Source organism: Streptomyces sp. NPDC060209 (assembly GCF_042728155.1).
Lineage (GTDB): Bacteria > Actinomycetota > Actinomycetes > Streptomycetales > Streptomycetaceae > Streptomyces.
The window spans coordinates 25,386-50,484 of sequence record NZ_JBHWZS010000005.1; the positions used below are offsets into that span (position 1 = coordinate 25,386).

Consider the following 25,099-nt stretch of genomic DNA (forward strand, 5'->3'; position numbering starts at 1 on the left):
GTCCGGCGGCGCACGGGGGCGATGATCCAAGAGCCCGGATCGCCCCATTTTGCTGCACCATGGAATACATGGAGACGATCCGTGAGCTGGAGCCGTTCGTGAAGCAGTACACCGTCCTGCTCAGCAGCCGCAGGCCGGACGGATCAGCTGCCCATACCCCCGTCAGCATCGCCGTCGAGGGGGACCACGCCTATATCCGTACGTTCTCCTCGGCCTGGAAGGTCGACCGGATGCGTAATCACCCGGTGGTGGAGATCGCCCCGTGCACCGTGCGGGGCGCGCCGACGGGACCGCCCATGAAGGCCTGGGCGCGGCTCCTGCAGCAGGGGTCGAAGGAGAACACCCACGCCTCCCGGACGATGTCCAGGAAGTACCCGGCGCTCCAGGGCGTGGCGGTCCCGCTCGCCCACCGGCTGAAGCGTGACCGCACGCTCCACTACGAGCTGCGGCCGGTCACCGACGACATCTGAGGGAGCCGTGCGGCCTGGCGGGCCCGGGGCGTGGGTCACTCGCCGGCGAAGTCCGTGCCCCGGGAGACGTTCTCCCAGGCGGTCAGCTCCGCCCGCACCGAGTCCAGGTGCCCGACGAGTGCGTCCATCGCGTCCCCGCCGAGGGCCAGCCGCAGAGGGGTCAGCTCGGCGTCCAGCGCCAGCCGGATCGCCGCCGCGGCCTTCGCCGGGTCGCCCGGCGCGTCGCCGCCACCGCCCTCCACCATCCGCCGGGTCGCGCCGGCCGTCTCGGTGTAGGCCGGGATCTCCTCACTGAAGTAGGCCGCGCCCTCGCCGAAGAGATTGGTCCTGAAACTCCCGGGTTCCACGATGAGCACCTTGACGCCGTAGGGCCGCACCTCCTCGACCAGCCCCTCGGAGAGCTGTTCCAGCGCCGCCTTGGTGGCGCTGTACGCGGAGAACCCGGGGAACGACAGCTGGCCGCCCATGCTGCTCATCATGACGACCGCCCCACCGCGCCGCTCCCGCATGCTCGGCAGGAGCGCCCGGGTCAGCCGGGCCGGGCCGAATACATGCAGTTCAAACAGGTCCCGCAGCTCCCGCTCGGTGGTCTCCTCGAACGCTCCGACCTGGGTACGCCCGGCGTTGTTGACCAGGACGTCCACCCTGCCGTAGCGGGCCAGGACGTCGGCGGCGACCTCGTCGATCCGCTCGCCGTCGGTGATGTCCAGGCCGATCGCCTCGACCTGGTCGGGGTGGGCGGCGACCAGGTCGTCCAGCGCCTCGGTGCGGCGGACCGCTGCGATCACCGTGTCACCCGCGGCGACCGCGGCCTCAGCGATGGCCCGCCCGAAGCCGCTGCTCGCTCCGGTGACCAGCCACACCTTGCCGTCGTTCGCGCTCATGATGGTCTCCCTCGTCATCCGCCGCCCGGGACCGCCCCGTCGACAGGTCCCATCCTTCGCCCGCACTCCGGGGCGCGTCCAAGACCTCCTGTGATAGCCATGGGTTATGGACGTCCACGGGCGCGATCTCCGCTACTTCACCGCTGTGGCCGAGGAGTTGAGCTTCACCCGGGCCGCCGAGCGGCTCTTCGTCTCACAGCCCGCGCTGAGCAAGCAGATACGGATGCTGGAGAAGCAGGTCGGCACCGAACTCTTCGACCGGGACCGGCGTACGGTCCGGCTCACTGCGGCGGGGGAGGCCCTTCTGCCGCACGCCCGGACGGTGCTGACGGCATGGGGGGCGGCGGAGAGCGCACTGGAGGACGCGAAGGCCGCCGAGCGGGGCACCCTGACCGTCGGGATGTCCACGAGCCCTGGGCGCGGCCTGCTGCCCGCCCTGCGGGCCCGCCTCACTGCCCGCTTCCCTTCGGCCCGCCCGGTGCTGCGGCAGGTCAACTGGGCTGACGGGAGCGCCGGGTTGGCGGACGGTTCCTGCGATGTGGCGTTCGTGTGGCTGCCGCTTCCGGATGCCGAGCGGTACCACTGGGTGGTGGTGGCCCGTGAACCGAGGCTGATCGCGCTGCCGGAGGGCCATCCGCTCGCGGCACCGGCGTCCGAGGATCCCGAGGGCATGGCCGACTTCGCGGACTTTCTCGACGAGCCGTTCCTCGCCCTGCCTCCGGAAGCCGGACCGATGCGGGACTACTGGCTGGCCCTGGACGCCCGAGGCGGCCGGGAGCCGCGGATCGGCGGTGTGATCGCCAGCGCCGAGGAGACCTACGAGGCCGTGGCCAACGGTGAGGGTGTGGTGCTGCTGGCCTCCGGGAACGCCCCGCTGATCGCCCGGGACCACGTCGTCTGCCTGCCGGTCCGGGGCGTCACCCCGTCGGAACTGGCGGTGGCGGTCCGCCGCGACGACGAGCGCCCCCTGGTCCGCGCCTATCTGGCGGGTGCGCAGGAGCTGGCCGCCAGGACGGGACCACCCTCCGGACGGTGACCGGTCCGGACCGTGCCGCCCGACGCGCCCCGCCCTCCGGGTGCCCTGACCGTCCGCGCCCCGGCCGTCAGTGCCTCAGCCGTCGGCGCCCTCGACGGCCTCCCCCGCGGGGCCGCTCGCCCCGATGCCGCTGTCCTCGGCGCCGACTGCCCGGCCTTCCCAGTGCAGGATCGTCCAGCCTTCGCCGGGAGCGCCGGAGAGGATGACGACCCCGGTGTTCCGCAGTTCGCGGGAGGACGCGAGGTGGACGTCGATGTTGTCGGCCCGGGCGGCTGCCCACGTGCGGATGGCGGCGCCGTGGCTGACCATGGCCACGGTCCGGGCTCCGGTGCCCGCGGCCTCCTCGACGACCTCGTCGTAACGCCGCAGAGCCTCCACCCCGTTCTCCCCGCCCGGCATGCGGAGCCCTGTGTCCCCGGCCGACCAGGCGAAGGCGGTGGTCATGTACGTCTCGACCGCCTGGTCGTCCCCGCGCATCTCCAGGTCGCCGGCGGTCAGCTCCCGTATTCCGTCCCGCACCCGGACCTCCAGCCCCGTCCGCGCCGCCAGGGGTGCCGCGGTGAGCTGGGTGCGCAGCAGGGTGGAGGCGTAGAGGACGTCGATACTCTCCGCCGCGAGCGCGTCCGGGAGCGCCGCCGCCTGCTCCTGGCCCAGGGGGGTCAGGCCGGGGCCGGGTGCGGCGGTGTCCAGCAGGCGCTTGACGTTGGAAGGGGTCTGACCATGGCGAATGAGTAGCAGCCGCATAAGGGATCTGTCTCCGGGGAGTCGGGTGACGGTCTTCCACTCTGCCACTGCGGGACCCTTTGCCACACGCTCCGGGCAGCGGCCCGGAGACTACCCGCGGCGGCGCTTGGCCGCGATCAGGGCCAGCACGATGACGACGACAGCCACGGCACCACCCGCCGCGGTGCCCTTCTTCGAACCGCCGTCCTCCCCGTCGTCCCCGGACGACGTCCCGCCGCCCCCACCGTTCGGGGAGGGCGCCTCGCTCCCGCCCTTGCCGCCCCCCTCCACCTCCACGCGCACCACTTCGCTGTGCTCCCCCTCGGAGCCGAACATCATCGCCGAGCCGTCGGCCGTGTACGTCACCGACTCGGACTGTCCCTGGAGCGGCACGCTCACGGCGTGGTCGGCGCCCAGCCGGCCGTTCTCGAAGGCATAGCCCCGCGCGCTGAAGTACGAGCGCAGCACCAGGTCCTTGCCGTCCGGCGAGAACGCCCCGTCCGTCACCCACGGCACCTCGCCCACGCGCCGGAAGACATTGGCCCCGCCGGTCGTCAGCTTCTGCGGGCCCTCGTAGAGACCGCCGCCGTCCTCGTTCTTCGAGGCGATGTACACCCGCCCCGTCGTGGGGTGGACCATCATCGCCTCGGCGTTGCGCGCCCCGTCCGCGTACTTCACGTCGAACTGCGTCGCCCGCACGGTGGCGTCCGCGAGCTGCTTCGGCTCCGGGAAGCGGTAGATCCAGACGTGGTCCCAGGACCCGTCGAGGTTGTCGCCGATGTCACCGACGTAGAGATTCCCGTCGGGCCCGAGCGAGATCGCCTCCACGTCGCGGGGCTCCCCCACGCCCTTCATGGTGATCGTCGCCACGGTCTTCCCGGTCCGGGAGTCGACCGCGTAGACGTACGGCCCGTCGTCGCTGTCGTTGTGCGTCCAGTAGACCCCCGGGTGGATCCGACTGGCGGCGAGACCGCTGGACTCGGTGATCCGGGAGTCCTCGATCGTGAAGGTCCGGTCCGCTCCGTCCCCGTCGTCCGCGACGGCGGGTACCGCCCCCGTCAGGAACAGCAGGGCGGCGGCAGCGGAGACGGTCAGCAGCGATCTCATGGGACAAGTGTCCACTGTCACGTCGCAGGCCGGAGCGGTGATCGGCCATGATGTCGCCATGCGTTTTCTCTTCGTCGGCGACAGCATGACCGTGGGCAAGGCCGGCGACTTCACCTGGCGCTACCGCATGTGGCAGCACCTCGAAGCCACCATGGGCGACGGCGGGTACGCGATCACGGGTCCGCGTACCGAGTTGTACGACACCGTGGCGAACGCCCCGCTCTCCCACGCGTACGGCGACGCGGCGTTCCCCGCGCCCGCACGTCGGCACCTGGCCGGCTGGGGCGAGGGCTGGCTCCACATGGCCCCCGTCATCGCGGACACGGTCACGGCGGCCCGTGCCGACGTCCTGCTGGTCTCGCTCGGTCTGATAGACCTCGGCTTCTACACGGACAGCACGCAGACGGCCGCGAACGCCCGGGCCTTCATCACCGCGGCCCGCACCGCCAACCCCGGGATCAAGCTGGTGCTGCTCCCCGTCATACCGAACGTCCGGGCGGAGTCAGACGCTCCCTTCGCCGCCGAGTGCGACAGCTTCAACATCCTGCTCGCGAAGGCGGTCGCCGACCTGGACGCACCCTCTTCCCCGGTCCTGCTGGCCTCGTCCCCCACGGGCTACGACATCCACACGGACACCTACGACGGAACCCACCCCGGCCCCAGCGGGGAACACAAACTGGCCGGAGCCTTCGCCGACGCCATGCATCAGGCCTGGGGCGTAGGCGGCCCGTACGCGGGAGCGCTGGCGACGGCCTGATCCTCTGCGGCCCCACGGTCACAGCACGCCACCCGCCTCGTCGTGGAACACCTCCGGCCAGTAACGGAAGTCGTCGGGTCCGGTCGCCGGAAGGCAGGCGACGGGGTCGGCCGTGGCGAGCACGCCGACCATCGTGTCGGCGACCTCGTGGTAGAACTCCCCCGTGCTGCCGGCCAGCTCGAACTCTTCCTGCAGCTTCTGCTGCCGGCTGTGCATCCAGACCGTGAACGCCAGAGTCGACACATCGGCGTTGACCGGGGTCACCTTCTCGTCATCGATGAGCGCGTAGTTCACCAGGCCCGTACGGCCGTCGACGATGGCGTCGAAATCGTGTATCAGACCGCCGATGACCAGCAGGTGGTCCGAGCCCTCCGGCAGCGTCCCGGTGCCGTGGAGGTGCTGCAGCTCAGGGTTGGCCCGGGTCTCCGCACGGGCCGCGGTCAGCGTCTTCAGCATGTCCTGCGGCTCGTCCAGCCAGAGCATCAGACCGTGTCTGGGCAGCCCGACCTCGGCCAGGAACCGCCGGGTCGGCTCGTGCTCCAGAGCCTCGGGCAGGTCCGCCGGGGCGATCCGGACGACCTCATCCGTGCCGAACTCCTCCTCGATGAAGTCCGGCGGGAGATCGAGGCGCAGCCCCCTGCCCGGGGCCGCGATCAGGGCCATGGGCCGGAACAGCGCGGCCATCCGCCAGACCGACGGCACCTCGCCCGCCCACTCGACGTCCCCCCACCCGCCCTCTCCCCACTCCTCGTCCGTGAAGACGGAGAGCAGGAGCGCCGAGGCCTCCTCGACGACCGGGGCGCCCGTACGGCCCTTCAGATGCCCGAACCGGCCGCTCAGCGTGGTGAGTTCGTCGACGGCCGCCAGGAAGCGCGCGAGGGCGTCGAGCGAGGGGGCGAGCGGGTGGAGCTCGGCGTACTCCGGGGCGTGCATGTGCAGGCTGAAGACCCGCCCCGTCTCCCCGTCGACGACGACCGCCTGTGCCTCGCTCCCTTCGCTCAGCAGATGCCCGACCACCACGGTGCCCGCTGTGCGCGGGTCGAGGTCGCCCGGGTCGTACTGCTCGTCGACGAGGTGAACGGCAGTGACCATGCGCGCGTCGGAGAGATGGGGAAACCGGATGATCTCGTGCGCGCCCGGCAGCACGCCGTCGACGAGCGACCGCCGCGTCGCTCCGTGTGTGATGTCCGGATGGATGGACTCCTCCGGTACCGCGATGCCGGTCCCCGTCATGACACATCCCCAAAGCGCCTCGTACGTGGTGGTGTTGCCGATGGCATCCACCGTACGGACGACCACTGACATCCTGGCCCGCCCCCGGTCGCCGGAACCGGATCGAGGGGCCTCGCGTTCTCCACAGGTGCGGGGGCTCGCGAGGAGCCGCCCGGACTGGAGCGTGGGCGAGTGGCGAAGAAGCGGGACGGGCAGGCGCCGGGCTGGGGCCGGCGGCGGGGCCGCGCGGTCGCCCTGCTCTGCCTCCTGTTGGCCGCCCTGCTCACCTTCCCCGGCCTGGTCCCCAACACCCCCGGCCGGGTGGGCAGCCTGCTGGAGACCTTCCTCCCCTGGCTCGGCCTGGCAGTCCCGGTCCTGCTGGTCCCGGCGCTCCTGCGCCGCTCGTTCCTGGCGGTGACGGCGCTGCTGCTTCCCGTGGCCGCCTGGCTCGCCCTCTTCGGAGGCCTGCTGTTCGCCGGCGGCCGGGCAGGGGACGGCGCGTTCACGGTGGTCCAGCACAACGTCAGCGATGTGAATCCCGATCCTGCCGCCACCGCACGGGCGCTTGCGGCGACGGACGCCGACCTCATCGCCCTCGAGGAGCTGACGGCCCCGGCCCTGCCCGCCTTCGAAGCGGCCATGGCCGCGGGCTACCCCCACCGTGCGACGCGGGGCACGGTCGGACTCTGGTCGAAGCACCCCCTCACCGCCGTAAGGCTGGTGGACATCAGGCCGAAGGGCGTCGGGGAGGGCTGGGACCGGGGGCTCCGGGCGACGGCCCGCACACCGCAGGGCGAGGTCGCCGTGTACGTCGCCCACCTGCCCTCGATCCGGATCGGCCCGACCACCGGGCTCACGTCCGGGCGGCGGGACGAGAGCGCCGCTCTCCTGGGCGAGGCCATAGCCGCCGAGCCCCTGGAACGGGTGATCCTCCTCGGGGACCTCAACGGCACGCTGGACGACCGCGGTCTGGAGCCGGTCAGCTCGCTGATGAGACCGCCGGGGCCGGGCTTCGCGTTCAGCTGGCCGGCGAAGCTTCCGGTGGCGCGGATCGACCAGGTCCTGACCCGGTCCGCGGTGGTCACCCGCGTCCGGCCCCTGCCCGCCACCGGCAGCGACCACTTGCCCGTGGCGGCGGACATAAGGCTGTGAGCGCCGGCCGCACGAGGCTGTGGGCGTCGGGCGCCGGCCGCACAAGGCTGTGGGCGCCGGCCACCGGCGCCGCACCGAGGGCCGCTCAGCCCACCAGCTCCACCCCGAGCATCGCGAGACCCAGCTTGGTCAGCTCCTCCGACACCTCGTCGGGCCGGGCCCTGCGCGGTCGGCGGGCGTGGTGGGCCATGAGCTCGTGGACCGTACCCACCATCACCATCACCACGACCCGGTGGTCCCGCTCCTCCACCTCGCCACGGACCGCTGCGCGCTCGGCCTCGCCGGTCAGGAAGTCGGTCCACAGGTCACGCCACCGCTTGCAGTGGGCGTCCACCGCAGGGCTCACACCCAGGACCTCGACGAACGTCACCCGCGCCTCGCGCAGATCCCGGGTCACCGCCGACACGTACGCGTCGAAGAGCCGCCGGAAGCGCTGCTCCAGGGGACAGTCGTCCATCCCCTCGGAGAGCAGGGCCACTTCGGACGCCCTCAGTCCGGCCGTCGTGATCTGGTTGTGCAGGGCCGTCAACAGGCCTTCCCGGGAGCCGAATTCCTGCCAGAGCACCTCCTCCGGCACCCCGGCCATGTCGCACAGGTCCTGCTCCGACGTCTGCGCGTAGCCGTACACCCCGAACAGCTCCAGGCCGGCGTCGAGGAGCTGCCCACGGGCCCGCGTACGCACACCTTCGACCGCGCCGGTCAGTTGGTCCACCGGGACATCCACCACGGGTCCTCCTTGGTCTGCCGCATACCCGGTACGCACGACCGCGGTTGAACGGGTCGTGAGGGCCGGAGAAGGTCGGGCGCCTCTGGATGGCGCGTGCGCCATTGTCCTGGTACGTCCTGTCGTACGCGTCCCGCGCCGCGCCGTCGGGCACACAGTCCGCCAGGACCGGTGACCGCTCGCACAGTTGTACAGAAACCGCCCGGTCAGCGGCCGTACCCTTCGCCGGCGTCCCGGCACGATCCTCACCCCCGACGGGGCGGCCGGCAGGGGTCGGGCAGCATCCGTCGGGGCTGTCCCGACCGAGGACCGCCAGCACTTGTTTCGACACTCTTCTATGTTGACGTTCTTCGATCCAAGGCGCAGGCTTGAATCGAAAGGCATCAATACACCTCCGCGAGGAGACAGTCATGTCCCGTGCCCAGCTCGCGCTCGATGTCGCCGACCTCGACGCATCGGTGACCTTCTACTCCAAGCTCTTCGGCGTGGAACCCGCCAAGCGCCGCCCCGGCTACGCCAACTTCGCGATCACCAACCCGCCGCTCAAGCTCGTCCTGATCGAGGGCGAGCCGGGCCAGGAGACCCGCCTGGACCACCTCGGCGTCGAGGTCGGCAGCACCGACGAGGTCACGGCCGCCACCACCCGGCTCAAGGAGGCAGGGCTCGTGACCTTCGAGGAGAACGACACGTCGTGCTGCTACGCGCTCCAGGACAAGGTGTGGGTGCACGGTCCCGGCAAGGAGCCGTGGGAGGTATACGTCGTCAAGGCCGACGCCGGTCAGATGGACAGGAGCCCAGTCCTGGAGGGGGACGCCTGCTGCACCTGACCTCCCTCACCCGGGCCGGCCGACGGCTTCGGCGTGCGCACCGGGGGCGGGGTCTCTGAAAAGTCGAGCCATGAGAGTCCGGGGCAACGGGGCGCAAGCGCCACTACGCCGTTCCGCCGGCGTTCGCGACCATGCGGACGAGGGTGGCGACGAGCTCTTCCGCGGTGGCGTGCAGACCGTCCGCGCCGAGGTGGCCGGTGACCTCCATGTACGCGCCGGCCGGGATGCCGCCCTGATCGTGCGCCTGGGCCCGCTGCTGTCCGACCGCACGCTCGACCGCGTGCTCGCCGCCAACCTGCGCCGCCACTACCCGAAGGGAGCCACGGCATGACCCACCGGGCCCTCCACCTCGCACCGCGTTCGGCGGACGGTCTCCAGGGGCCGATCAGCGGATCAGCAGGTCGATCACACCGGTCAGGTCCTCCTCGCCGTGGCCGTCGGCCAGGCGGCGGCGCATCAACTCGAAGTAGGGGCTCAGCAGCTCCGGGCTGACGCCCTGCTGCTCGGCTGTGCCCAGGAACGTCGGCACTCCGGCCACCTGCATGGCGAGGTTGGAGACGACGCCCTTGGCGTAGTCGCCGCTCCGCAGCTGGTCGGCGGTCAGATGGATCCCCGGGGCCATCGCGACGAGCCAGTCGGCGAGTAGTGGTGCGAGCGACGCGGGGTCGATGCCCTCCTTGCGGATCAGGGCGAAGGCGTGTGCGGCCCCGGCGGACATCCCGTACATGGCGCTGAGCAGAGCCACGTCGTACAGGGCCGCGAAGCCCGCGTCCTCGCCGACGTAGGTGGTGCCGGCCGGGACGCCCAGCGTCCGCCGGTGCCGCTCGAACAGCTCCCGCGAGCCGCTGTAGAAGACGTAGCCCCCGGCTTCCGGGGCGCCGATCATCGGCGGTACGGCCATGATCCCGCCGTCCAGGTAGCGGGCGCCTCGCTCGCGGGCCCACTCGGCGCGGGCGCGGGCCTGGGCGGGGGTGCCGGTGACCAGGTTGACCAGGTCCCTGCCGGTCAGGTCGGCACCTGCCAGCGCCTCGTCGACGGAGGCGTCGTCCAGCAGACAGACGACGACCAGGGAGTTCGCCGCGACCGCCTCGGCGGCACTGCCCGCGACCTTCGCGCCCTCGGCGGCGAGGGCCGCGGAGCGGGCCGGGGTGCGGTTCCAGACGGTGAGCGGGTGACCGGCGGCGAGCCAGGTGCGGGCCAGCGCCGCACCCATCGCGCCGAGGCCGAGGAGCGTGACGGGGGTCTTCTCAACAGTGTTCTGTGTCATGCCGATCAGGCTCGCCCCGGCGCCGGAGCCGATCAAGTACGCACTTCGGAGTGGGTGGTTACCCTGAGGTGAGCGAGCACGTCGGAGGGGTGGGGTATGACGACGCTGAACCGGCCCGGTGCACCGGACGGACACTCCTGCGGGATCGACGCCGCGATGGAGGTGATCGGCGGCAAGTGGAAGGTGCTGATCCTCTGGGCGCTCCATGAGCACCCCTGCCGCCGCTTCGGCGAGCTGCGCCGGCTGGTTCCGGGGATCACCGAGAAGGTGCTGGCATCCCACCTGCGTGAGATGGAGGCGGACGGCGTCGTGCACCGCGTCGCCTACGACGAGGTGCCGCCCCGTGTCGAGTACTGCCTGACCGAGGACGGCTCACGCCTCAACGAAGCGCTCCAGCCGTTGGCCGCGTGGGGACGCGGGCGGCCGGCCGCCCGGGGGCTCGGCGGCCGTCCCGCCGACGCACCCGCACCCGCACCCGCACCCGCACCCGCACCCGCACCCGCGATCACACACCCGCCGGCCGCGTAACGCTGCCCGCGGGGCCGATGCGCCCGGTGGCCGCCCGGAAACACCTGCCCGGTCAACGCCGGACGGCGCCTCCACCGGCGGCCGGTACGCCCCGACGGCCTGCTCCGGCGGCTGCCATGACGCGCGGCCCCGGGGCCAGCGCCGCACGCAGCGCCGGCGCGAGCATGTGGCGGGTCTCGGCCGGGGTGAGGGCCGCGTGGGTGGGGAGGGGGTTGAGGTAGCGGGTGTAGATGAGCCCGCCGAGGACAGTCACCACGGCCGTGGCGCGGGCCGTCGCGTCCCGGCCGCCGAGAAATTCAACAAGCCGGGCCAGCAGCTCGCGTTCCAGGTATTCGCGGATCGCCTCCGCGGCCTCGTCGCCCTGGGTGGTGAGCTGGAGGAAGTCGGCGTCCTCCCACAGGTCCGTCACCGCGTTGATCAGGCGGCCGGGGAGAGTGGCCGGGTCGCCGCCGAGGACGTCTTCCGTCGCCAGCGCGTTGGCGCACTGGAACTGCATCACGTCCGCGAACAGGCCCTTCTTCGATCCGAAGTGGTGCGCGATCAGCGCCGGGTCGACCCCGGCGGCACCGGCCACCGCGCGCAGGGTGGTGCGCCGGTAGCCGCGCTCCAGGAACAGTGCACGCGCCGCCGAGACGATCGCCTCGCGGGTCGGTGGGTTGCCGCGGGGACGGCCTCGGGGGCGGGCGGGGGCAGGGGCGGCGTTATTCATCAGCGTTGAGCCTGCGATTCGCGGTCGGCACAGTCAAGGGCGTTCCCGGAACCACACGAAGGGATGACCCCACACCATGCGTATCGCAGTCTTCGGCGCCAACGGACCGACCGGCCGCCACCTCACCGGCCAGGCCCTCGCCGCCGGCCACGAAGTCGTCGCCGTCACCCGCCGGCCCGGCTCCCTCCCCGCACGGCCCGGCCTCACCGTGGCCCTCGCCGACGCCACCGACCCGGAAGCCGTCGACGCCGCTGTCGACGGGACGGACGCCGTCCTCTCCGCACTGGGTACGCGCTTCAGCAAGGAGACCGTCACCACGTACTCGGCGAGCGCCACGGCCATCACCGGGGCCATGACCCGCCACGGCGTCAAGCGGCTGCTCGCCGTCAGTTCCAGCATCGCCGACCCCGACTGGCGTCCCACCGGCGCACACTTCTTCAACCATGTGCTCGACCCCCTGGTGAACCGGCGCCTGGGCCGCACGCTTCACGAGGACATGCGCCGCATGGAGGCCGTGATCCGCCGGACGGACCTCGACTGGACCCTCGTCAGGCCCTCCGGCCTCTTCGAGCACTCCCACGTCACGGGCTACCGCACCGCCGAGACGAGCGCCGACGGCGTCTTCACCGCCCGTGCCGACCTCGCCGCGAGCATGCTGCGCGAGCTGGAGGAGCAGCGGTACGTCCGCAAGGCCATGGGTGTCGTCACCACAGCCGTGAAGCCGAACATCGTCAAGCTGATCTGGAACGAGGGCGTGAAGAAGAGGTGAGCCGGGCGCCCGTCGAACTCCCGCCCATCACACGGGCGTTCCTCGACCGTCCCGACACGGCCACCTTCACCACCCGCCGCCCCGACGGCACCCCGCACGTCACACCCGTCCGCTTCACCTTCGACGGGTCCACCGGCCTGGCCCGGGTGACGACCCGGGCAGGGTCCCGCAAGGCCCGGAACGTTGCGGCGGGCGGCCCGGCGGCCCGTGTCGCACTCTGCCAGGTCGACGGCTTCCGCTGGGTCACCCTCGAAGGCCGGGCCGTCGTCACCGACGACCCCGCGCGCCTGGCCGAGGCGGTCCGCCGCTACACCGTCCGCTACCGCGCGGCCCCGCCGTCCCCTCCGGACCTGGTCGTCATCGAGATCGCCGTCGACCGCGCCCTGAGCCTCAACCTCTGACGCCCCGCTCCCGTACCGAAAGCGAAGTGACACCGCGATGCCCACCCTCCCCGTCCTCGATTCCACCGTCCACCACCGCGAGGCCGGCGACCCCGACGGGCTGCCGTTCGTCTTCCTCCATGGCAACCCCACCTCCTCCCACCTGTGGCGGAAGGTCCTGCCGGGTGTGGCCGCGCCCGGCCGCCGCCTCCTGGCTCCCGACCTGATCGGCATGGGCGACTCCGGCAAGCCGGACCTCGCCTACTCCTTCGACGACCACGCCCGTTACCTGGACGCGTGGTTCGACGCCCTCGGCCTCGCCGAGGCGGTCCTCGTCGGCCACGACTGGGGCGGTGCGCTCGCCTTCGACCGCGCCGCCCGCCTACCGGGACGCGTCCGCGGTATCGCCTTCACCGAGACGATCGTCAAGCCGCTTTCCGGTGACGAGTTCCCGGCGGCGGGGCGGGAGTTGTTCACTCTCCTGCGCACCCCCGGGGTGGGTGAGGAGATGATCCTGGAGAAGTCGCTGTTCATCGAGGGGCTCCCGGACACGCTCTCCACCGCGCTCGACCCCGCCGACCTGGAGGCCTACCGCCGCCCCTTCCCGACCCCGCACAGCCGCCGCCCCGTACTGGCGTGGACACGCATGATGCCACTGGACGACGAGCCCGCCGACGTGGTGGCCCGCGTCGAGCGCTACGACGCCTGGCTGGCCGCGAGCCCCGAAGTCCCCAAGCTGCTCGCCGCGTTCGAGCCGGGGCCGGGCGCGATGACCGACCAGGGGGCCGTGGCATGGTGCGAGGAGAACATCGCGGGCCTGGAGGTCTCCCACCACGGCCTCGCCGGCCACCACTCCCCGGAGGACCGTCCCGAGGAGCTGGCCGCGGCGATCGATGCCTGGGCCGTCCGGCACGGGCTGGCGCACCGGTAGGGTCTTTCGTCCGGATCCGACGGGACAGGGGAGCGGGACCCGCTCAGAGACGCTTCAGCACGGCCCGTTTGGCGGTGGCGAACTCCTCGTCCGTCAGGATGCCGGCCGCGTGCAGCTCGCCCAGCTCGCGGAGCCGCCGCAGCAGGACGTCGTGGTCGTCGACGGCCGGGGCGGGGGCCGGTCCGGGCGCCGGGGCGGCTTCGAGCGCGGCGGCGGGCGCGGCCGGCCCGGCGGGTACCGGCATCCGTACGAGTACGGCGGCGGCGACCAGGACCGCGGTGTACTCCCGCTTCGACAGCCCCCACAACTCCAGGGAGTGCGGGTCGAATTTGGCGGGCGCGGCCTGGACGGCGCCTCCCCGGTCGAAGCGCAGGGAGCCGTTCTCCAGCCCGATCGCGGGCATCCAGCGCACCCCGGTCACTTCCGACAGCGGAAGGGTGACGGCGCCGCCCGCGGTCTTCGACTCCTCGGCCTTCCAGTTCCAGGTGAGGCGGACCGTCTCCCCGTCGAAGGAGGCCGTGCCGTCCCCGCCACCGCCCGACACCGGCACCGACGGCCCCGGCAGCAGGAAGCCGTCCACCGGCCCCTCGGGCACCTGCTCGATCAGCAGGGCGTTGCGTATCTCGTCGACGAGGTACTCCGCCACACCTGTGCGGTCCTTCTCCACCACGAGCTGATACGGGTCGGCGGCGTCCTTCAGCCGTCCGTCCGCGGCCCGCAGGACGGGGCAGGCCCCGGCGCGCAGCCGCAGTCGCAGACGGCCGCCCTTGCGGTCCCGCTCGAACGAGACCCCCGCCACCGCCTGTAGTGGGACGGCGAATTCACCGAGGTCCTGGCGCACCGGGTGCACCTTGCTGCCGGGGACGATGCGCACCGTGTCCCCGTCGAAGCTCCACGTTCCGTCGCGCGAGATGATGTCCGCCATACGGCGAATTCTGCCAGCCGCCCCGCGTACGTGACCGGCTGAAGCATCGCCCGGACTTCTTACCGCCGCGACCGGGCGCCCTGACCCCCGGCGTCCGGATGCGTTCAGCCGCCGCTCCGGCCGTGGACCAGCGGCAGGAAGATCTCGTCGACGATCTCGATGAGGACGGCGTCGGGCACCACCGGGACGCCCCGCGTCATGTACTCGTTGCGCAGCAGCGCCACCGGCGCGGACGCGACCCGGGGGTGCGGTGCCCCGGGCCCGGCCTCGCCGCGGGCCACCGCCCGGCCGAGCACGGCCGTCCACGCGGCCTCGTACGTGTCGCCGTCGGCCGCCGGGGCTCGCAGCTCGGTGAGCAGCTCCGGTGTGCCGCCGGCCGCCGCGATCAGACCGCGCAGGATCTCCCCGTACGGCGAGGACCAGGTGCTGTTCGCACGCCGCAGCAGTTCCAGCGCGTCCTCCCGCAGCGAGCCGGTGTCCGGCACCGTGATCTCCTCGGCGGCCAGCCGGCGGTAAGCGGCCACTCCGAGCGCGACACGGTTCGGCCAGCGGCGGTAGATCGCGTTCTTGTTCGTGCCGGCCCGCCGGGCCACCTCGTCCATGGTCAGGCCGGCGACGCCGGACTCCCTCAGCACCTCGGCCGCCGCCTGGAGGATGGCCTCCTCCAGCACCGCTCCGCGCCGCCGAGGCGCCCCGGCCCGGCGCGGCCCGTCACCGGCTTCCGGCACTGGTCGTCCCCTCTCGTTCCGTACGCCGATGTCTACGGCACGGAGCCCACGCACTCCAAATCAAGGCGGCGGCACGACCACGACCCAATTAGGGTACGGTCAGTACCCTAAGTCGTTCCCGCAGAGAGGACCGTCGTGCGCGTCTTCGGCATCAACTTCGACACCGGCTTCACCAGCGCCGGAACCACCACCCGCGAGCCCTTCGACGCGGCCGTCGTCCGCCGCGAGATGGAGATCATCCGCGACGAGCTGCGCTGCGACGCCGTCCGGATCACCGGCGGCGACCGCGATCGCCTGGCGACTGCCGCCCGGCTCGCGGCCGAGGCCGGACTGGGCGTCTGGTACTGCCCGTTCACCAACGGCCTCACCCAGGACGAGCTCCTCGACTTCCTCTTCGACAGCGCCGGCCGCGCGGAGAAACTGCGGCGCGACGGCGCCGAGGTGGTCTTCCTCACCGGATCGGAGATCTCCCTCTTCACCGACGGCTTCCTCCCCGGCGACACCACGGCCGACAGAGTCGCCGTCCTGTCCGACCCGCAGCGACTGCGGGCCGCCCTCCCCGTCCTGCACACCCGGATCAACGCGTTCCTCGGCACGGCGGTCGCCGCCGTGCGGGCCGAGTTCGGCGGCCCGGTCGGGTACGCCTCACTCCCGTTCGAAGGCGTCGACTGGACCCCCTTCGACCTGGTCGCCACCGACGCCGGCTACCGCGATGCCCGGACCGCCGGCCAACTCACCGACGGGCTGAGGGCGCTGACCTCGCACGGCAAGCCGGCGGCGGTCACCGAATTCGGCTGCGCCCCCATCCGCGGCGGCGCCGAGATCGCGAGCCGCGCCGACGCGGTCATCGAATGGGACGACCGCGCCCGCCCCGCGCGGTTCACCCGCCCGGTCACCCGCGACGAGCAGGAGCAGGCCGACTACGTGCGCGAACTCCTGGGCCTCTTCGAGAGCTCCGGGATCGAGGCCGCCTTCGTCTACACCTTCGCGCGCTACGACCTGCCGCACGCGGATGCCGCCGGTGACAGCGGCACCGGGAGCACCGACGACCGGGACTTCGACAAGGCGTCCTTCGGTGTGGTCAAGGTCCTGGCCGAAGGCCGCACGGGCACCGCGTATCCGGGTCTGCCGTGGGAGCCCAAGGCCGCCTTCCACGCACTCGCGGAGTACGGCCGGGGCCGGGCCTGCGGCGTCACCGAAGGCCCGACGGGGGCAGAGTAGGACCCGCGAGCCGCCGCCCGGGGTCAGGCGGCCGAGCGCTCCTCGGGCAGGCGGCGGCGCAGGCGGGCCTGCTCGACAGCCGGGGGGTTGTAGGCAGTGTCAAGCGCCCCGATGCCGGTCCCGGCAGGCACGATGGCGTCGATCCGGTCGAGGATCTCGTCGTCCAGCGTGGTCTCCGCGCCCGCGAGGAGGTCGTCGAGGTGGTCCATGGTGCGCGGGCCGATGATCGCGGAGGTGACGGCCGGGTGGGCGATCACGAAGGCCGTCGCCATGTGCGTCAGTGACATCCCGGCGTCCTCGGCGACGGGGATCAGCTGCTCGACGGCGTCGAGCCGGCGCTCGTCGCTCATGTGCCTGAAGCCATATGTGGCCCGGTGGGTGTCGGCCGTCCGGCCCTTGCGGTAGCGGCCGGTGAGCAGACCGCCCGCGAGCGGACTCCAGACCATGGCACCCATCCCGTAGCGCTCACAGGCGGGCAGCACCTCGCGCTCGATCCCCCGGTCAAGGATCGAGTACGGCGGCTGCTCGGTGCGGAAGCGCTCCAGACCTCGCCGCTCGGAGGCCCACTGCGCCTCGACGATGTCCGAGGCGGGGAAGGTGGAGGAGCCGATGTTCCGCACCTTTCCCGCGCGCACGAGGTCGGTGAGCGCGGAGAGCGTCTCCTCCACATCGGTGTCCGGCGCGGGCCGGTGGATCTGGAACAGATCGACATGGTCGGTCCCCAGGCGACGCAGGGAGTCCTCCAGTGCGCGGATCAGCCAACGCCGGGAGTTGCCTCGCTGGTTGGGGTCGTCCCCCATCGGGAGATGGGCCTTGGTCGCCAGCACGACCTCGTCCCGGCGGCCTTTGAGCGCCTTCCCGACGATCTCCTCGGACTCGCCGCGCGAATAGGCGTCCGCGGTGTCGACGAAGTTGATGCCCGCGTCGAGCGCCTTGTGGATGATCCGGACGGACTCACCGTGGTCGGGATTCCCGATGGCGCCGAACATCATCGCGCCCAGGCAGTACGGGCTGACCTTGATGCCGGTCCGGCCCAGCGTGCGGTATTTCATGAAGCTCCTCGCCCCTTGGTCGACGCCCGGCGCGGGCGTTAGGCTGAATAAACGGAACAACGTTCAGCAACGACAATACGGAACAGCGTTCCGTTTAGCAAGGGGAGTGCCGTGCGCGAGGACACGACTCGGGAAGCCGACACCGACGCCGCCGAAGGGCAGCCCCCGAAGCGGGTGCGCGCCGATGTGCGGCGCAACACCGACGCCCTGCTCACGGCAGCCGCGGAAGTGTTCCTCACCTCGGGGGTCGACGCACCCGTACGCCAGATCACCGCGAAGGCAGGCGTGGGAGCGGGCACCCTCTATCGCCACTTCCCACAACGCTCCGACCTCATCGCCGCGGTCTTCCGGCACGAGGTCGACGCCTGCGCCGACGCCGCCCCCGCCCTCGCGGCGGAGTACGGGCCGGCCGAAGCGCTCACCAGGTGGCTGCAGCGCTTCGCGCTCTTCTTCGCCACGAAGCGCGGGCTGAGCGCCGCCCTGCATTCGGGGGACTCGACCTACGACAGCCTGCCGTCCTACTTCGAGCAGCGCTTCATGCCCGCCCTCACCATGCTCATCGACGCGGCGGCGGAGTCCGGCGAGATCCGCTCCGACGTCGACCCCGAGGATCTGCTGATCGCGACGCGCAATCTGGCCGTGCCCGCCGGCGAGGACGACAACGGCCACACGCGGCGGATGATCACCCTCCTCGTCGACGGGCTCCGCTACCAGGCGCGTTGAGCCGCCGCCTCACCCTCGGCGGCGGGCACGCCGAGCTTCGCGAAGCGCTCCCGCCAGGGCAGGGGGTCGGTCTCGGCCTCCACAAGGGCCCTCCGCCTCTCCCAGAGCCCCCATGCGGCCTGGCGACGGCAAGGGCCGCACTCGGTCTCGTCGGCAACCGGTCTGAAGACGTGCACCCCCTCCGCCGGGTCGGCGGCCGTGCAGGTCATCAGCTCCGGGACACGGGGAGGTGCGGCGGCGAGCGTCGGGGAGGCCGCGACGGGAAGCTCCGGCGGCATTTTGTGCAACAGCCTGAACCGCAGGAAGCCGACCGCCGACCGCACCCCGTCGCCCGGCAGTTCGCTGGTCAGCACGCTCCGCAGCTCACCTGCGGACACCCCACGCAGCAGCCAGCGGGCAGCGAGTTCCGCGAGCCCTCTGGCCTCCTTCACCCCGAGGTACAGCTCCCGCCGCACATGACGCAGCGACAGCAGTACGCGCTCCCCCTCCGCCACCTCCGGGCTCCGCCCCGCTTCGGGCTCCGGCTCGGCTGCGGAGGGTGGGTGGGGACAGTTCTTCTCTTGTTCTTCGTCCACCGGTAGTTGATGACCGACCACCCGACCGGCTGGTTCACCGACCGTCGGTTTCGGGACACTCGGAGACGCATCGACCCGGCCCCGGCGCAGAACGGCCGCCTCTTCGGGCGTGAGGGGCACATTGGACAGCAACTGCTCCGTCACCCAGCGCCCGCGCTCACCCTGATCACGCCACTCGTGGACGTAACCGTGCGCGACCAGCAGTTCCTTGGACTTCTGATATGCCCGCCCCGTGATGCCGAGCTTCCGCGCGTGCTCACTGAGCGGCTGGGCGGCCTGCTCGTCAGGGAGCCCCTGTACGGCCAGGAGCAGAATTTTCGCGTCGCTGGTCAGCCGCGCATGGCGTACGACGTCGTGCGAAGCCTTCGTGTAGCGCCGAGAGGGCGCGATAGCATGCCGAAGCATCTCGGTGGAGGTCCATCCACTCGTGGGTGAAGGCCCTCGGGCCGGTGTTGGTAGCACCGCCGGGGGCCGCCCGCGCACTGCGTATGCACGGAACGTAATGACGCGATTACGGTACCGCACGCCGCCGGGTCCTATTTCGCATATGCCCCGATGCCGTGATCAAGGATCAACTCGGCCCGTCAGCACGGCCACCGCCACCTCATGCAGCAGGCCGGCGTCCACGAACGGCGCCTCCCCGGTAGGCCGCGAACGCCAGTCAAGCGGCCACGTCCTGCCCCCCAGCGCCGGAATCCCGACGAACGCGTCGCACCGCAGATCCCGCCCTATCAGCCGCGCCCCGACCGGCCACCGGTGGGCGGCGGCACTCTGCGGCGGCAGCAGGAAGTACGTACTCCGATCACCGACGCTCGACCGGACGATCGGGCCGGCCTGGAAGTCGGTGAACTGCATCAGCTCGTACGCCACTTCATCGCCCGCCAGCCCGATGACGCGCACGGCGTCGAAGTGGACTCCGACATGCCGGAGCGCATGCCCGCTCGCGGGAACCCAGCTGGGCACCGGGTCCAGTGAACTTCTCTGATCCATGAGCCAAGCGTGCCGACGAACGCTTAACGTGACCAGCGTCACAGGCCGACTGTGCACTGTTGTGTACTTAGGAGGTGGAGTTGTGCACTCCGGTGAACCTGGAAGTGGTAACGCGGAGATGTTCGGCGCGTTGCTGCGCTTCTACCGGGAACGGGCGGGGCTGTCACAGGAGGCACTGGGCGCGAAGATCGGTTTCTCCAAGTCCCAGGTGGCGATGGTGGAACGGGGGAATCGGCCGCCGAAGGGGAATTTCGTCCCGCGCTCGGACGAGATCGTGGGTGCACAAGGTGCACTGCTTGCGGCGGCAACGACTCTGCGGTTCAGCCATTTGCCCGCATGGACCGAGGAGTACACGGAGCAGGAAGCGACCGCTGTCGCTCTTCACCGGTACGAGAACCACGTGATTCCGGGGCTGCTTCAGACGACTGCGTACGCCCGCAGCGTCTTCGGCTGCCACTGCCCGCCTCTGGAGGACGACGAGATCGAGGCCAGGGTTCAGATCCGGCTAGCGAGGCAAGCGCTCCTCCGGCGTCGCCCCGCGCCTGTGATCAGCTTCGTGCTGGAGCTGATCGCCCTCACCCGGCCCATCGGAGGGGAGCAGGTCCTGAAGGAACAGCTGAACCATGTGCTCGACGTCTCCCGGCTGCGGAACGTCGAGGTTCAGATCATGCCGCCGGACCGATGGACACACTCCGCTCTGAACGGTCCCATGGTCCTTCTGGAAAACCCAGCGCGAGAGCAACTCGCCTACGTCGAGGGCCAGAGCGGCGGATTCTTCGTGAGGGAGCAGCCCGAACTGAGCGACCTGTTCGCCCGGTATGGCATTCTGCGGGCGCAAGCGCTCAGCCCGGAGGAGTCCGCAAAGTTGATCGAACAGGTGGAAGCTTCACTATGAGTTCCAAGCTCAGCTGGTTCAAAAGCAGTTACAGCGGGGACCAAGGCGAATGCGTCGAGGTCGCAGTCGCCTGGAGCAGATCCACGCTTAGCGGTGATCAAGGCAACTGCCTAGAGGTGGCCACCTGCCCCCACGCCGTCCACGTCCGCGACTCCAAGGACCTGGCCGTCCCGTCCCTCGCCCTCTCCCCCGCCGCCTGGACCGCCTTCCTCGGCCACGACTGGCGCCCCTGACCCAGCCCCGCGAAAACCAAGGGCGCGACCGGCCCTGTCGCCAGTACCGTCCTGCCCATGAGTGACGAGGACGGCTACTTCGGGGAACAGATCGCGGCGACGTACGACGACCCCGACAGCGAGATGTTCCAGCCGGTGGCCGTGGAACCAGCCGTCGGCCTCCTGGCCGAACTCGCGGGCGAGGGCCGGGCGCTGGAGCTGGGCATCGGCACGGGGCGTATCGCGCTCCCGCTCGCGGCACGCGGGGTCCCTGTTCACGGCATCGACCTCTCCCGGGCGATGGTGGACCGGCTGCGGGCCAAGCAGGGCGGTGGCGCGGCCGACATCGGTGTCACCATCGGCGACTTCGCCACGACCAAGGTGGACGGTGAGTTCTCCGTCGCCTACCTGGTCTTCAACACGATCATGAATCTGACGACCCAGGACGCGCAGGTCGACTGCTTCCGCAACGTCGCGGAGCACCTCTCACCCGGCGGCGCGTTCGTCATCGAGGTGATGGTGCCCGAGCTACGGAAGCTTCCGGCCGGGCAGAACGTCGTGCCGTTCAAGGTGAGCCCGACGGGCTGGGCGTTCGACGCGTACGACGTCGCCACGCAGGCGGTGAGCTCGAACTACGTCGAGGTCGAGGACGGTCGTGGGGCCTTCCGGTCGATCCCGTTCCGCTACGTCTGGCCGGCCGAACTCGACCTGATGGCACGGCTCGCGGGGCTGCGGCTGCGCGAGCGGTGGGAGGACTGGGACCGGGCGCCGTTCACGAGCGAGAGCGGGCGGCACATCTCCGTCTGGGAGAAGCCGGTGTGACCCGGCCTTCCGGCGCGGACGGCTCACAACGCCCACCCGGCAGTACACGCGGTCACCGGCGGGGAGGAAAGCAACTGCCCGGAGCGCGGGCGCCGCGTGGCTTCGTCGTAGGTGGCGCGCGGGAGCTCACGAGGGGAGGGCGTGTGAAGGATCTGTCCGACGCGCTGGACGCTCTGTCCGACCGCGATCCGCACCGGCGAGACCTCGCCGCCGAGTTCCTCGGGGACGTCCTGCGCCACTCGGCGCTCGGCACGGACACCGCCCGGCTGCTCGTCGGACGCCTTGTCGGCCTCGCGGTCGGCGAACCCGCGACCGGAGTCCGGGAATCAGCCCTGAACGCGATCAGCGGGGCGGTCTGTCACCACTTCCTCCCCCTCGGCCTTGTCGGTCCGCTGGTCCCGGCCATGCCGACGATGTCCGCCGAACTCCTCGCGCACACCCTCTTCGTACTCGGCGCCACGCACGACGAGCGGGCACTGCCGCTCATCGAGCCGTATCTCCGGCACTCCGACCCGGACGTGTGCGAGGAGGCCCGTCTGGCCAGGGACGAGATCACCGCCGCGAACGCGCGGAACTGAACGCTGTCCCGCGCGTCCGGACGATCTTCCGTGGGGCCATGACGGCAGCGCCGTGGTTGAGTCCGGGCAGGTGCGAGGGTGGGCCTGCGGCAGACTGGAGGAATGCGCACGACCCGGTGGCGCCCGCCGTGGAGATCAGGAAAGCTCGCGCCATGGTTTCGATGGTGCAGAACGTGGCGATCGACTGTGCGGATGCCTATGGGCTGGCGCGGTTCTGGAGCAGTGTGACCGGCAGTCCGCTGGATCCGGAGGACGCACCGGGCAGCCGGGAGACTCAGGTGCTGCTGCCGGAGGGCCCGATGCTGTACTTCAACCAGGTGCCCGAGGCCAAGACCGTCAAGAACCGGATCCATCTGTGCCTGCGCCCGGAGACCTCGCGCGACCAGGAGGTGGAACGGCTGATCAGCCTCGGAGCCACCTTCGTCGCCGATCGCCGGAATCCCGACGGTTCGGGCTGGGCGGTCCTCGCCGATCCCGAAGGCAACGAGTTCTGCGTCCTGCGCAGCGAGTCCGACCGGGCGGCCAAGGGCCTCTGACGCCCCCGCGCCGCCCTGAGACGGACATCGCCGGCCCCCGCGTCACGCGGCCACGGTGACCGCGTCGATCGCCGGTGTACGGAGCGTCCTGCGGGCGGTCCCGAGGCTCGTGCCGAGCGTGACCACGGTGGCGACGGCCATGATGGCCAGCCAGGTGCCCGGCCCCTGGTCGGGCAGGACCTGGTCGGTGCGGACCATCGTGAAGGGGATGATCCCCGCGATCCCCGCCACGGTGCCCAGGACGAGGCCGGTCAGCGTGAGGATCACCGCCTCCCAGCCGACCACCCTCAGGACCTGGCCGGGGGTCGCCCCTGCCAGACGCTGCTGGCCGAACTCACGGCTCCGGTAAGAGGTCGCCGCGTAGAGGGTGTTGACGAGCATGATGCAGGAGAAGACGACGATGATCCCGACGACGACCAGGTTGAGGGTCTCCACGTTCTTGTCCTCGACGGTCCTGGCCAGGCCGGCCCCGGTGACCCGATCGCTCTCCACCCCCTGGATGTAGAGGGTGGCGGTGGCCACACCGGTGAAGATGATCAACGGCATGAGCACTCCGGCGAGTTCCGCACCCCGCCTGCGCAGGTTCCGGGCGCTCAGATACCCACCCGCCCCTCCCACGGCCGCGAGCGGCCCCCGCAGGAGCCCGAGCGTCCGGCCCAGCAGGGACGGGGCGAGGACGGCGAAGCCCACGGAGAGCAGGATGGCCCCGTAGGCGGGGAACGCCATCAGCATCTCTTCGGTGCTGTCGACGGCGTACGTGGTCAGGACGCCCCCGGCCCCGGCCACCAGCGCGGCGCAGCCCGCCAGGGTGCGGGCCCGGCTGCGGGACGGCCGGCGGGCTACGGCGGACCTGGTGGCACGGCGTACGGCGAGGAACGCGGCGCCGACGGAGGCGAGGACCGTGATGCCGAAGCCCGAGCCGAGCGCCATCGCGCCGAAGGCCGGATCGACATGGGCGGCGACCTGGCCGCTGTCCTTGAACAGGTCGAGCAGGAGGCGGCCGCCGAGCACGGCGGGCCCGATGGCGAGCACCGCGCCGGCAAGCGCCACCACGGCGGACTCCCCGACGACCATGCGCGCGATCTGGGCGGGAGTGGCTCCGGTGCAGCGCAGCAGGTGGATCTCCTCGGCGCGCTGGCGGACGCTGACGGTGAGGGTGGAGGCGATGGCGAAGAAGACGAGGAGGGAGCCGTATCCGCCGACGACGCTCGCGGCGATGGTCATGGACTCCGAGCTGACCTTGTCGACTCCGGGAGCCGCCGCCGTGTCGTGCAGGGAACTGAACGTCATGATGATCACGGCACCGAGGAACGCCGAGAGCAGGGTGGCGAGGAAGCGCCCTGGGCGCTTACGGATCGAGCGCACGGCCAGGAACAGCATCGTTCACACCTCCATCAAGGGGCCGTTGTCCGCCCGCCGTTCAGCAGCACGGTCACCGAGGTGGGTCATGCGTTCGGCGACGGCCTCGGCGGTGGGCGCGGTGAGATGTCCCGCCAGCCGACCGTCCGCGAGGAAGAGCACCGAGTCGGCGTAGGAGGCGGCCACCGGGTCGTGGGTGACGAGCACGACGGTGCTGCCGTGCAGGCGGACGGCCTCCTTCAGCAGGCTCAGCACATCGCGTGCGCTGCGCGTGTCCAGGGCTCCGGTCGGCTCGTCGGCGAAGATCACACCCGGCCGGGTGACCAGGGCGCGGGCGATCGCGACACGCTGCCGCTGCCCGCCGGAGAGTTCGTCGGGGAGATGGCCGAGACGCTCTCCGAGCCCCACCTGCGTGAGGACCGCGCGGACGCTCCCGCGGTCGGCCTTCCGGCCGGCGAGCCGCAGCGGCAGCGAGGTGTTCTCCTCGACGGTCAGGGTGGGCAGCAGGTTGTACTGCTGGAAGATGAAGCCGATCCGGTCCCGCCGGAACTTCGTGAGTGCCGCTTCGCTGCCGCCGCTCATCTCCTCGCCGTCCACGAGGATCCGCCCCCGGTCGGGGCGGTCCAGGCCCGCCGCGCACTGGAGCAGCGTGGACTTCCCGGATCCCGAGGGGCCCATGACCGCGGTGAAACTCCCGGCCGGAAGGCTCAGGGTCACCCCGTCCAGGGCGGTCACCGCGCTGTCCCCGCTCCCGTAGACCTTGCTCACCGAAACCAGCCGCAGAGCCTCGGCGGTCCGGCTCGTGGGCCGCCGTTCGCGATCGAACATCGTCATCACCCTCCGCTCGTCGGACGCACTCTGCGCCACGTCGACGACGCTACGGACGGGGACGGACGAGCACATTGGGCGTAAGCCCCGACTCCCGGGTGGCGCTGGGTACACCCCACGCGGGGGAGAACGCCCGGGTACAATACCCCCGGGGGTATACCAACAGGTATCCACGACCG

30 protein-coding genes and 1 pseudogene are annotated in these 25,099 nt (G+C 71.4%); 16 read left to right on the forward strand and 15 right to left on the reverse strand.

Going from position 1 to position 25,099, the window contains the following annotated elements; translation table 11 throughout:
* The first annotated feature begins 68 nt into the window (after positions 1-68).
* Complete coding sequence (locus ACFWFI_RS01900; protein WP_387384336.1) at positions 69-470, forward strand: PPOX class F420-dependent oxidoreductase; 402 nt, start codon at positions 69-71, stop codon at positions 468-470.
* 35 nt (positions 471-505) lie between these two features.
* Here the strand turns inward: ACFWFI_RS01900 and ACFWFI_RS01905 are convergent, their stop codons facing one another.
* Positions 506-1,354, reverse strand: coding sequence for an oxidoreductase (locus ACFWFI_RS01905; RefSeq protein ID WP_387384338.1), 849 nt, complete (start codon positions 1,352-1,354; stop codon positions 506-508).
* Positions 1,355-1,460: 106 nt separating this feature from the next.
* Between ACFWFI_RS01905 and ACFWFI_RS01910 the strand changes: the two genes are divergently transcribed.
* A complete protein-coding gene (locus ACFWFI_RS01910) occupies positions 1,461-2,390 on the forward strand; it encodes a LysR family transcriptional regulator (protein ID WP_387384340.1) in 930 nt (309 codons plus the stop codon).
* A 75-nt stretch (positions 2,391-2,465) separates the two neighbouring features.
* Here the strand turns inward: ACFWFI_RS01910 and ACFWFI_RS01915 are convergent, their stop codons facing one another.
* Complete coding sequence (locus ACFWFI_RS01915) at positions 2,466-3,134, reverse strand: histidine phosphatase family protein (protein ID WP_387384342.1); 669 nt, start codon at positions 3,132-3,134, stop codon at positions 2,466-2,468.
* Positions 3,135-3,224: 90 nt separating this feature from the next.
* A complete protein-coding gene (locus ACFWFI_RS01920; RefSeq protein ID WP_387384344.1) occupies positions 3,225-4,220 on the reverse strand; it encodes a YncE family protein in 996 nt (331 codons plus the stop codon).
* Here ACFWFI_RS01920 and ACFWFI_RS01925 point away from each other — a divergent pair.
* A complete protein-coding gene (locus tag ACFWFI_RS01925) occupies positions 4,219-4,977 on the forward strand; it encodes a GDSL-type esterase/lipase family protein (protein ID WP_387384346.1) in 759 nt (252 codons plus the stop codon). The genes ACFWFI_RS01920 and ACFWFI_RS01925 overlap by 2 nt on opposite strands.
* 18 nt (positions 4,978-4,995) lie before the next feature.
* On the opposite strand, the gene ACFWFI_RS01930 is transcribed toward ACFWFI_RS01925, so the two are convergent.
* The gene (locus tag ACFWFI_RS01930) at positions 4,996-6,282 is read right to left on the reverse strand and encodes an SUKH-4 family immunity protein (protein WP_387384348.1); all 1,287 of its coding nucleotides are present in this window, start codon (positions 6,280-6,282) and stop codon (positions 4,996-4,998) included.
* Between the two features lie 99 nt (positions 6,283-6,381).
* Between ACFWFI_RS01930 and ACFWFI_RS01935 the strand changes: the two genes are divergently transcribed.
* Positions 6,382-7,341 (forward strand): endonuclease/exonuclease/phosphatase family protein, encoded by a 960-nt coding sequence (locus tag ACFWFI_RS01935; RefSeq protein ID WP_387384350.1) that lies wholly within the window; start codon positions 6,382-6,384, stop codon positions 7,339-7,341.
* 85 nt (positions 7,342-7,426) lie between these two features.
* On the opposite strand, the gene ACFWFI_RS01940 is transcribed toward ACFWFI_RS01935, so the two are convergent.
* Entirely contained in the window at positions 7,427-8,068 is a 642-nt protein-coding gene (locus ACFWFI_RS01940; protein WP_387384352.1) for a TetR/AcrR family transcriptional regulator, read from the reverse strand.
* Positions 8,069-8,475: 407 nt separating this feature from the next.
* Between ACFWFI_RS01940 and ACFWFI_RS01945 the strand changes: the two genes are divergently transcribed.
* Positions 8,476-8,892: an ArsI/CadI family heavy metal resistance metalloenzyme gene (locus ACFWFI_RS01945; protein ID WP_387384354.1), complete on the forward strand. Its 417-nt coding sequence runs from the start codon at positions 8,476-8,478 to the stop codon at positions 8,890-8,892.
* 103 nt (positions 8,893-8,995) lie between these two features.
* Here ACFWFI_RS01945 and ACFWFI_RS01950 read toward each other — a convergent pair whose 3' ends face one another.
* Both ACFWFI_RS01950 and ACFWFI_RS01955 read right to left on the reverse strand, forming a co-directional pair.
* Positions 8,996-9,199, reverse strand: coding sequence for a hypothetical protein (locus tag ACFWFI_RS01950; RefSeq protein WP_387384356.1), 204 nt, complete (start codon positions 9,197-9,199; stop codon positions 8,996-8,998).
* A 78-nt stretch (positions 9,200-9,277) separates the two neighbouring features.
* Positions 9,278-10,159, reverse strand: coding sequence for an NAD(P)-dependent oxidoreductase (locus ACFWFI_RS01955; protein ID WP_387384358.1), 882 nt, complete (start codon positions 10,157-10,159; stop codon positions 9,278-9,280).
* 96 nt (positions 10,160-10,255) lie between these two features.
* Between ACFWFI_RS01955 and ACFWFI_RS01960 the strand changes: the two genes are divergently transcribed.
* Positions 10,256-10,687: a winged helix-turn-helix transcriptional regulator gene (locus ACFWFI_RS01960; RefSeq protein ID WP_387384360.1), complete on the forward strand. Its 432-nt coding sequence runs from the start codon at positions 10,256-10,258 to the stop codon at positions 10,685-10,687.
* A 52-nt stretch (positions 10,688-10,739) separates the two neighbouring features.
* On the opposite strand, the gene ACFWFI_RS01965 is transcribed toward ACFWFI_RS01960, so the two are convergent.
* Positions 10,740-11,396, reverse strand: coding sequence for a TetR/AcrR family transcriptional regulator (locus tag ACFWFI_RS01965; RefSeq protein ID WP_387384362.1), 657 nt, complete (start codon positions 11,394-11,396; stop codon positions 10,740-10,742).
* Positions 11,397-11,472: 76 nt separating this feature from the next.
* Between ACFWFI_RS01965 and ACFWFI_RS01970 the strand changes: the two genes are divergently transcribed.
* The 3 genes and pseudogenes from ACFWFI_RS01970 to ACFWFI_RS01980 form a co-directional block, all read left to right on the forward strand.
* The gene (locus ACFWFI_RS01970; RefSeq protein WP_387384364.1) at positions 11,473-12,165 is read left to right on the forward strand and encodes an NAD(P)-dependent oxidoreductase; all 693 of its coding nucleotides are present in this window, start codon (positions 11,473-11,475) and stop codon (positions 12,163-12,165) included.
* Positions 12,162-12,566, forward strand: a complete 405-nt coding sequence (locus ACFWFI_RS01975; protein WP_387384365.1) for a pyridoxamine 5'-phosphate oxidase family protein — start codon at positions 12,162-12,164, stop codon at positions 12,564-12,566. The genes ACFWFI_RS01970 and ACFWFI_RS01975 overlap by 4 nt, the downstream gene beginning before the upstream one ends.
* A gap of 31 nt (positions 12,567-12,597) precedes the next feature.
* Positions 12,598-13,476: pseudogene (locus tag ACFWFI_RS01980) on the forward strand (haloalkane dehalogenase); the annotation flags it as partial.
* 43 nt (positions 13,477-13,519) lie between these two features.
* Here the strand turns inward: ACFWFI_RS01980 and ACFWFI_RS01985 are convergent.
* Positions 13,520-14,401, reverse strand: a complete 882-nt coding sequence (locus tag ACFWFI_RS01985; protein ID WP_387384366.1) for a DUF4429 domain-containing protein — start codon at positions 14,399-14,401, stop codon at positions 13,520-13,522.
* A gap of 104 nt (positions 14,402-14,505) precedes the next feature.
* Positions 14,506-15,129, reverse strand: coding sequence for a TetR/AcrR family transcriptional regulator (locus tag ACFWFI_RS01990; RefSeq protein ID WP_387384368.1), 624 nt, complete (start codon positions 15,127-15,129; stop codon positions 14,506-14,508).
* Between the two features lie 135 nt (positions 15,130-15,264).
* On the opposite strand from ACFWFI_RS01990, the gene ACFWFI_RS01995 reads away from it, so the two are divergent.
* On the forward strand, positions 15,265-16,350 hold the full coding sequence (locus ACFWFI_RS01995; protein WP_387384370.1) for a hypothetical protein: 1,086 nt from the start codon (positions 15,265-15,267) through the stop codon (positions 16,348-16,350).
* A 23-nt stretch (positions 16,351-16,373) separates the two neighbouring features.
* Here ACFWFI_RS01995 and ACFWFI_RS02000 read toward each other — a convergent pair whose 3' ends face one another.
* Complete coding sequence (locus ACFWFI_RS02000) at positions 16,374-17,402, reverse strand: aldo/keto reductase (protein ID WP_387384372.1); 1,029 nt, start codon at positions 17,400-17,402, stop codon at positions 16,374-16,376.
* 111 nt (positions 17,403-17,513) lie between these two features.
* Here ACFWFI_RS02000 and ACFWFI_RS02005 point away from each other — a divergent pair, with 111 nt between their 5' ends.
* Complete coding sequence (locus ACFWFI_RS02005; protein ID WP_387384373.1) at positions 17,514-18,125, forward strand: TetR/AcrR family transcriptional regulator; 612 nt, start codon at positions 17,514-17,516, stop codon at positions 18,123-18,125.
* On the opposite strand, the gene ACFWFI_RS02010 is transcribed toward ACFWFI_RS02005, so the two are convergent.
* Positions 18,110-19,105 carry a hypothetical protein gene (locus ACFWFI_RS02010; protein ID WP_387384375.1) on the reverse strand — a complete coding sequence of 332 codons (996 nt, stop codon included), beginning with the start codon at positions 19,103-19,105 and terminating at the stop codon, positions 18,110-18,112. The two genes, ACFWFI_RS02005 and ACFWFI_RS02010, sit on opposite strands and share 16 nt — an antisense overlap.
* A gap of 159 nt (positions 19,106-19,264) precedes the next feature.
* Entirely contained in the window at positions 19,265-19,690 is a 426-nt protein-coding gene (locus tag ACFWFI_RS02015; protein ID WP_387384377.1) for a hypothetical protein, read from the reverse strand.
* A 118-nt stretch (positions 19,691-19,808) separates the two neighbouring features.
* Here ACFWFI_RS02015 and ACFWFI_RS02020 point away from each other — a divergent pair, with 118 nt between their 5' ends.
* The 5 genes from ACFWFI_RS02020 (at position 19,809) to ACFWFI_RS02040 (ending at position 22,733) form a co-directional block, all read left to right on the forward strand.
* Positions 19,809-20,585 carry a helix-turn-helix domain-containing protein gene (locus ACFWFI_RS02020; protein ID WP_387384452.1) on the forward strand — a complete coding sequence of 259 codons (777 nt, stop codon included), beginning with the start codon at positions 19,809-19,811 and terminating at the stop codon, positions 20,583-20,585.
* The gene (locus ACFWFI_RS02025; RefSeq protein ID WP_387384379.1) at positions 20,582-20,818 is read left to right on the forward strand and encodes a DUF397 domain-containing protein; all 237 of its coding nucleotides are present in this window, start codon (positions 20,582-20,584) and stop codon (positions 20,816-20,818) included. The genes ACFWFI_RS02020 and ACFWFI_RS02025 overlap by 4 nt, the downstream gene beginning before the upstream one ends.
* A gap of 57 nt (positions 20,819-20,875) precedes the next feature.
* On the forward strand, positions 20,876-21,619 hold the full coding sequence (locus ACFWFI_RS02030) for a class I SAM-dependent DNA methyltransferase (RefSeq protein WP_387384381.1): 744 nt from the start codon (positions 20,876-20,878) through the stop codon (positions 21,617-21,619).
* Between the two features lie 143 nt (positions 21,620-21,762).
* Positions 21,763-22,197, forward strand: coding sequence for a hypothetical protein (locus ACFWFI_RS02035; RefSeq protein WP_387384383.1), 435 nt, complete (start codon positions 21,763-21,765; stop codon positions 22,195-22,197).
* Positions 22,198-22,349: 152 nt separating this feature from the next.
* The gene (locus ACFWFI_RS02040; protein WP_387384385.1) at positions 22,350-22,733 is read left to right on the forward strand and encodes a VOC family protein; all 384 of its coding nucleotides are present in this window, start codon (positions 22,350-22,352) and stop codon (positions 22,731-22,733) included.
* A 42-nt stretch (positions 22,734-22,775) separates the two neighbouring features.
* On the opposite strand, the gene ACFWFI_RS02045 is transcribed toward ACFWFI_RS02040, so the two are convergent.
* Positions 22,776-24,113 (reverse strand): ABC transporter permease, encoded by a 1,338-nt coding sequence (locus tag ACFWFI_RS02045; protein WP_387384387.1) that lies wholly within the window; start codon positions 24,111-24,113, stop codon positions 22,776-22,778.
* A 3-nt stretch (positions 24,114-24,116) separates the two neighbouring features.
* Positions 24,117-24,920: an ABC transporter ATP-binding protein gene (locus ACFWFI_RS02050; RefSeq protein ID WP_387384454.1), complete on the reverse strand. Its 804-nt coding sequence runs from the start codon at positions 24,918-24,920 to the stop codon at positions 24,117-24,119.
* Between the last annotated feature and the right edge of the window lie 179 nt (positions 24,921-25,099).